Origin of the sequence: Xylanibacter caecicola (assembly GCF_013166515.1) — a bacterium.
GTDB lineage: Bacteria > Bacteroidota > Bacteroidia > Bacteroidales > Bacteroidaceae > Prevotella > Prevotella caecicola.
On record NZ_JABKKJ010000017.1, the window covers coordinates 45,470 to 52,047 of the forward strand.

Consider the following 6,578-nt stretch of genomic DNA (forward strand, 5'->3'; position numbering starts at 1 on the left):
TATGGCAGGTCTATACATACATATACCTTTTTGCAGCAGTCGCTGCATATATTGCGGTTTCTACTCAACAACACTATTGTCTCTCCGCGGGGAATACATAAATGCCATTTGCAAAGAGTTTGATTTGCGCCGTGACTATATTCATGAACAAATAGACACGATATATATCGGAGGAGGTACTCCGTCACAATTAAAAGAAGAAGAACTGCACAGACTGTTTGATACCATATATAATAATAAGGTGTATGACATATCCCCAAATGCCGAGATAACAATGGAATGTAATCCGGACGACATCACCACCGACATGGCAGACACTATATCTCAACTTCCGATAAACAGAATAAGCATGGGAGTTCAGACATTCAATAACAGTCGTCTTAAGTTCATCCGCCGCAGACATACAGCCGAACAAATAGGCAATGCCATATCCATGCTGCGGCATGCCGACATAAGCAATATCAGTATAGACCTTATGTTCGGTTTCCCAGATGAAACCATAAACGAATGGAACGATGACGTATCACATGCTCTTGCCCTTGACGTACAGCACATCTCTGCATACAGCCTTACATACGAAGAAGGAACGTCGCTACACAACATGCTTGCAAAAGGCATTGTTTCCGAAACCGACGAAGAGCTGAGTCGCACCATGTACTACAATCTTTCAGAGCGTCTGATTGCTGCCGGCTACGAACACTATGAAATAAGCAACTTCGCACTTCCCGGCTTCCGTTCACGCCACAACGGCAACTACTGGAAAGGCATACCATATATAGGTATAGGTGCTGCCGCCCATTCTTTTGATACTGTTTCAAGACAGTGGAACATTGCCGACATAAGGAAATACATTGAAAGTATAAACAATGGCATCATCCCCATGGAAAGTGAGGAGCTTGACACCGACACTTGTTACAACGATACCGTCATGACTGCACTTAGGACATGCGAGGGAATAGATTTACAAAAACTCGAAATGACATTCGGCAAACCATACACCGACTATCTGTTGACAAATGGCGAAAAACATATTTCCTCCGGCAATCTCTGCCTGTCACAGTCTCATCTGAGCCTTACACGCAACGGCTTGTTCGTCAGCGACGGTATAATGAGCGACCTTATGAAGGTGTGAGAATACGAAAAGGCTAAAACAAAAAAGGAGAAAGTCCGTTCAGAACTTTCTCCTTTTAATATCATTGTATCGTCTCATTGACAAAGACAATCGCTTATTTTTTACTTTACTTTCTCAACGATAGCCTTGAATGCCTCGGGATTGTTAACAGCGAGGTCAGCAAGAACCTTACGGTTTATCTCGATACCGGCTTTGTGCAGAGCACCCATAAGTGTAGAGTAGCTCATGTCATGCAGACGTGCGGCAGCATTTATACGCTGAATCCACAACGAACGGAAATTACGTTTCTTATTACGACGGTCACGATAAGCATAAGTCAAACCCTTTTCCCAAGTGTTCTTCGCAACAGTCCAAACATTCTTTCTAGCTCCGTAGTAGCCGCGTGTAAGTTTTAAAATTCTTTTTCTCTTTGCTCTTGAAGCAACGTGATTTACTGATCTTGGCATAATTTTCTTCCTTTAAATTTTTGTTTGACTTTGATTAACGCAGACAAAGCAGATCGCGAACTGCTTTCATGTTACTATTGTCAACAAGAGTTGAGTGAACAAGATTACGCTTTTGCTTCTTTGTTTTCTTAGTCAAGATGTGACTGTGGTAAGCGTGATTTCTCTTAACCTTACCTGTACCGGTGAAACGAAACCTCTTCTTGGCACCGGAATTTGTCTTTACTTTTGGCATTGTTTTATAATTTAAATTGTTATTTAATCATAGTGGCAACGTATATACCAAACGTTACGCACCGTCCTCTTTACCTTATTATATATTAAAGGAAAAACCTTCTGTTATTCGCCTTTCAACTTTTCAAGTGCATCGGCACTTATCTTGGCATTGGCAAGCAGTCCTCCGTTAGCAGGCATTTCATTTGCTTCATTTGCGACAGCACTGTCCTTTGATTCGGCTTCACGACGCTCGCGATCCATCTTCTGCTGACTTTTCTTTGCAACGCCCGCCTTTTTCGGATTTATATACAGAAACATTTTCTTTCCTTCCAATGACGGCATCTGCTCAACCTTGCCATATTCTTCCAGATCATTGGCAAAACGCAACAGCAAGACTTCGCCCTGTTCCTTGAAAAGAATTGAACGTCCGCGGAAGAACACGTATGCACGCACTTTGTTTCCATCTTCCAAGAACTCCTTTGCATGTTTCAATTTGAAGTTGTAGTCGTGATCATCGGTCTGGGGTCCGAAACGTATTTCCTTCACTTCCTGCTTCACTTGCTTTGCCTTAAGTTCCTTTGCACGCTTCTTCTGCTGATAAAGGAATTTGCTGTAGTCGATGAGACGACAAACCGGCGGCTGCGCGTTAGGACTTATCTCCACGAGATCCACTCCCTGCTGGCGTGCCATGTCAAGTGCCTGCCGTGTAGGCATCACGGTGGAACCGCTTTCACCTACTATACGTACTTCTCTTACACGTATCTGCTCGTTTACACGATACTGATTGGTCTTTCTGTCGTTCTTCATCAAAACTTTTTATGTTAAGCGGCTGCAAAGTTACGATAAAACATACGAACTGCAAAATAAAAAAACAATTTATTTTATATTAAACAGCATATTTTCAATAAAATACGAGGATATCCGATGACATATTATAATATATGTAAAAGCAAATCTTCGTATATTGTTTTTTATAAAGAATTGAATTTTATTAAATACGGCATGTTATATATTTTCCCTATTTTTGCAATGCACTTCCATTATAGTGCATATTTGATAACATATAAAAAGATTGTATATGAATGTAACGATTATTAATTTGTGGGATAACATTTTAGAGTTTGCGAAAAAAGCCGGCAGAAAGGGCATGCGCCCCGTTCTTTTGCTGTATTATGTAATGATGAGTGACAAAACGCCTAAATCGGACAAGATAATGATTTTGTCGGCATTGTCATACATAGTACTTCCAATAAACCTTATGTCATCAAAGCGTCTTCCGATAATAGGCATCATAGATGAGCTGATGTCCTTAACAATGGCTTACCGTAAAGTGCGCCATCACATAACACCTGAAATTGAAGCCAAAGCAGAAGCACAACTCGACAAATGGTTTACGGAACGTTTTCCAGTATATACACCGTATGTGGAGATCCTGAACTGACAAAAAACATTGAATGTTGTATTTTTTAATAAAACATCAACATAAAGAATGCGCCCCAAAGTCTTGTATCGGACTTTTGGGGCGCAGCTCATATAACAATCTTATTATTTTTCATAACGTATAATTTTCGGCAAAGTCACTTCTGAGATTGTTTTAACTTCGCCATCATCTGAATTGCACTTTATATGTATTTCGAGCAATTGTCCTTCACTGCAATTCTTTAAATCCTCATACGGAATGTAGATCTTTTTATTAAAAATCCATTCATGCTCAGAATCCAACACACAACCCACTGTTTGGGATGTAATTTTTGTTGAATTGCTATAAACCTCTGCAGATATGTCAAATGATTGCAGATGAAAAGCATCCAGAGTTAAAACAACTAAAACGTGGTCCTTAAAGGCATAGAAATAATCTGTAAAGACTTTCATGTCTCCGATACAGACTGTTGGCTCCATTGGATCTCCTTTTTCCACAGGACGTTCTACACTGCTTTCCTTTAAATTATAACGTGCAAATATTGTTCCTATCATGCTGCCCAATTCTTCATTTGGGCATATTCCTAAATATGTAAAATCCGTTTCGTTATCATACTTCCGCCACACCTTACTATCTTTCGCAAGAAACATGCGTTTTATTTCTTTTACAATCCCAATACGCACATCGCTCTTACTGCTCTTCACTGAAATAAGAGCAGCAGAACCAATAACGTAATCTTCATCATAAGTACTAAATCTCGGACCACTATATAGTACAGCTGCATCCACGATGCTTTCATAATCATAAAAAACATCATCTATCGGAAAGTCTATCATTTCCCTTTTATCTCCTTTCAAAGGCTGTAAGATTACGGTCATACCATTATCATTCATGTCAGGGACATGAATGATAAGGTCATAATCAGCCCTTTTACTCACAGATCCCGATTCATCAAGGTTGTAAAGTTCTCCTCGTATTTTTAGTGTTTCAGCCTTCAAACAACCCAAAGGGAGAATAAGAAGCATACATATAATGAATATATGTTTTTTCATAATACATTTAATTTATAGGTATCAGACATTACAAAAAATCAAAAAAGCAGCGGATCATTATCAATACCATAATATTGTAATAATCTGCTGCTTTTTACTTTATATGCTATATTCTTTATGGATGTATTTCGGTTGCCTTCAACATTTCGGCAACTTCATCGTTTATCTTCTTTGCGAAGTCTTCCACCTTCATGGTTCCCTGGTCGCCCTGTCCCTGCTTGCGCACGGCAACAGTGCCCTCTGCCTGCTCTTTCTCGCCGACAATAAGCATGTAAGGAATGCGTTTCATTTCGTTGTCGCGTATCTTGCGTCCTATCTTCTCATTGCGACTGTCCACCATTGCACGAACTCCCACTGTGTCAAAGTATTTTGCAATGCTTGCGGCATAGTCGTTGAACTTCTCACTGATAGGAAGTATCGCCACCTGATCGGGAGTCAGCCACAGCGGGAAATGACCGGCAGTATGCTCTATCAGCACTGCACAGAAGCGCTCCATTGAGCCGAACGGTGCACGGTGTATCATCACAGGCGCCTTCTTGGTGTTGTCCTCATCGGTATACTCCAGCTTGAAACGCTGCGGCAGGTTGTAGTCAACCTGTATTGTGCCGAGCTGCCAACGGCGTCCTATGGCATCTTTCACCATGAAGTCGAGCTTCGGTCCGTAGAAAGCAGCCTCGCCGTATTCAACCTTTGCCTTAAGACCTTTCTCCTTGCATGCCTCGATGATAGCCTGTTCAGCCGAAGCCCACACCTCGTCGCTTCCGATATACTTCTCATGGTCGTTAGGATCGCGCAGAGAAATCTGTGCCTCCACGTTGTCATCAGAGAAGTTGAACGTTGAGAATACGGTCTGTATGATGTCTATCACACGCAAAAACTCGTTCTTAACCTGGTCCGGACGACAGAAGATATGGGCGTCGTCCTGCGTGAACGAACGAACACGTGTCAGTCCGTGCAGCTCGCCGCTCTGCTCATAACGGTACACAGTTCCGAACTCTGCAATGCGCAGGGGCAGATCCTTATACGAACGCGGTTTCCATGCGAACACCTCACAGTGGTGAGGACAGTTCATAGGTTTGAGCATATACTCCTCTCCCTCCTCGGGTGTATGTATGGGCTGGAACGAATCCTTGCCGTAGTGTGCATAGTGACCGCTGGTTACATAGAGGTTCTTGCTGCCGATATGCGGGGTTATCACCTCCTGATACCCGTAACGCTTCTGTATCTTGCGCAGCATGTCCTGCAGGCGCAGGCGCAGTTCGGTGCCTTTGGGCAACCATATAGGCAGTCCCTTACCCACACGCTCGGAGAACATGAAGAGTTCCATCTCCTTACCTATCTTGCGGTGGTCGCGCTTCTTTGCCTCTTCTATCATCACAAGATACTCGTCGAGCATCTTCTTCTTCGGGAACGTTATGCCGTAAAGACGCTGCATCTGCTCGCGTGTGGCATCACCGCGCCAAAAAGCGCCGGCAACGTTCGTCAGCTTTATTGCCTTTATAACACCGGTATTGAGCAAGTGCGGACCACGGCAGAGGTCTGTAAACGCTCCCTGGGTATAGGTTGTTATGGTGCCGTCCTCAAGATCCTGATCGATGTGCTCGCACTTGTACGTCTGACCTGCCGCGCCAAACTCTTTAAGTGCATCGGCCTTGGCTACTTCCTTGCGAACAACCGGCTCTTTCTTGCCGGCAAGTTCCTTCATCTTTGCCTCTATCTTCGGGAAGTCAGCTTCCTTTATAGACTCGCCGTCCTTAAGAAGCACGTCATAGAAGAATCCGTTTTCTATCGCAGGACCGAAGCCGAACTGTATACCGGGATACAGTTCCTGCAACGCCTCTGCCAGCAAGTGTGCCGATGTATGCCAGAAGGCGTGCTTGCCTTCATCGTCATCCCACTTGTAGAGCGCGATGCTCGAATCCTCGGTTATAGGACGATTAAGTTCCACTGTCTCACCGTTCACACCGCAAGCCAATACGTCGCGTGCCAAAGCCGGTGATATGCTTTCGGCAATCTGTAATCCTGTCACGCCCTGTTCATACGAGCGAACAGAACCGTCCGGAAATGTAATGTTAATCATATCTACAATATATGTTTTGGTTTTATCGGGGCAAAGGTATATATTTTTCATATAACAGCGTTACATTCCACCTGCTTTTATTCTGCAAAGACATAAAAACAAGTGGAACGCAGGTTCAACTGGCAAGTGCAAAAATAGCGATTTGTTTGAAGAATTCTTCTTTTGGAGTTGAGAAATTGAGTTTTTTGCGTGGACGGAGATTCAGTTTCTTTCCGACATTCCGAATGTAATTGTC

General features: G+C 43.0%; 7 protein-coding genes and 1 pseudogene. 2 read left to right on the top strand and 6 right to left on the bottom strand.

Annotation, left to right across the window (positions count from 1 at the left end; all coding sequences use genetic code 11):
* Position 1 precedes the first annotated feature (1 nt).
* Positions 2–1,132, top strand: coding sequence for a radical SAM family heme chaperone HemW (gene hemW, locus HPS54_RS09705; protein ID WP_172345254.1), 1,131 nt, complete (start codon positions 2–4; stop codon positions 1,130–1,132).
* Between the two features lie 101 nt (positions 1,133–1,233).
* Here the strand turns inward: hemW and rplT are convergent, their stop codons facing one another.
* From rplT to infC, 3 genes are all read right to left on the bottom strand, one after another.
* The gene (gene rplT / locus HPS54_RS09710) at positions 1,234–1,578 is read right to left on the bottom strand and encodes a 50S ribosomal protein L20 (protein ID WP_172345255.1); all 345 of its coding nucleotides are present in this window, start codon (positions 1,576–1,578) and stop codon (positions 1,234–1,236) included.
* 34 nt (positions 1,579–1,612) lie between these two features.
* A complete protein-coding gene (gene rpmI / locus HPS54_RS09715) occupies positions 1,613–1,810 on the bottom strand; it encodes a 50S ribosomal protein L35 (RefSeq protein ID WP_172345256.1) in 198 nt (65 codons plus the stop codon).
* A 104-nt stretch (positions 1,811–1,914) separates the two neighbouring features.
* Positions 1,915–2,598, bottom strand: coding sequence for a translation initiation factor IF-3 (infC, locus tag HPS54_RS09720; RefSeq protein WP_172345257.1), 684 nt, complete (start codon positions 2,596–2,598; stop codon positions 1,915–1,917).
* A 271-nt stretch (positions 2,599–2,869) separates the two neighbouring features.
* Here infC and HPS54_RS09725 point away from each other — a divergent pair, with 271 nt between their 5' ends.
* On the top strand, positions 2,870–3,232 hold the full coding sequence (locus tag HPS54_RS09725) for a YkvA family protein (protein WP_172345258.1): 363 nt from the start codon (positions 2,870–2,872) through the stop codon (positions 3,230–3,232).
* A 104-nt stretch (positions 3,233–3,336) separates the two neighbouring features.
* Here HPS54_RS09725 and HPS54_RS09730 read toward each other — a convergent pair whose 3' ends face one another.
* From HPS54_RS09730 to HPS54_RS13130, 3 genes and pseudogenes are all read right to left on the bottom strand, one after another.
* Positions 3,337–4,263 (bottom strand): hypothetical protein, encoded by a 927-nt coding sequence (locus HPS54_RS09730; RefSeq protein WP_172345259.1) that lies wholly within the window; start codon positions 4,261–4,263, stop codon positions 3,337–3,339.
* 115 nt (positions 4,264–4,378) lie between these two features.
* Positions 4,379–6,343, bottom strand: a complete 1,965-nt coding sequence (gene thrS, locus HPS54_RS09735; protein ID WP_172345260.1) for a threonine--tRNA ligase — start codon at positions 6,341–6,343, stop codon at positions 4,379–4,381.
* 115 nt (positions 6,344–6,458) lie between these two features.
* Positions 6,459–6,578, bottom strand: a pseudogene (locus HPS54_RS13130) (IS30 family transposase); the annotation flags it as partial.

Excerpts from the sequence above, each read along its gene's own strand:
- hemW (WP_172345254.1), top strand. The coding sequence starts at position 2 with ATGGCAGGTCTATACATACATATACCTTTTTGCAGCAGTCGCTGCATA.
- rplT (WP_172345255.1), bottom strand. The coding sequence starts at position 1,578 with ATGCCAAGATCAGTAAATCACGTTGCTTCAAGAGCAAAGAGAAAAAGA.
- rpmI (WP_172345256.1), bottom strand. The coding sequence starts at position 1,810 with ATGCCAAAAGTAAAGACAAATTCCGGTGCCAAGAAGAGGTTTCGTTTC.
- infC (WP_172345257.1), bottom strand. The coding sequence starts at position 2,598 with ATGAAGAACGACAGAAAGACCAATCAGTATCGTGTAAACGAGCAGATA.
- HPS54_RS09725 (WP_172345258.1), top strand. The coding sequence starts at position 2,870 with ATGAATGTAACGATTATTAATTTGTGGGATAACATTTTAGAGTTTGCG.
- HPS54_RS09730 (WP_172345259.1), bottom strand. The coding sequence starts at position 4,263 with ATGAAAAAACATATATTCATTATATGTATGCTTCTTATTCTCCCTTTG.
- thrS (WP_172345260.1), bottom strand. The coding sequence starts at position 6,343 with ATGATTAACATTACATTTCCGGACGGTTCTGTTCGCTCGTATGAACAG.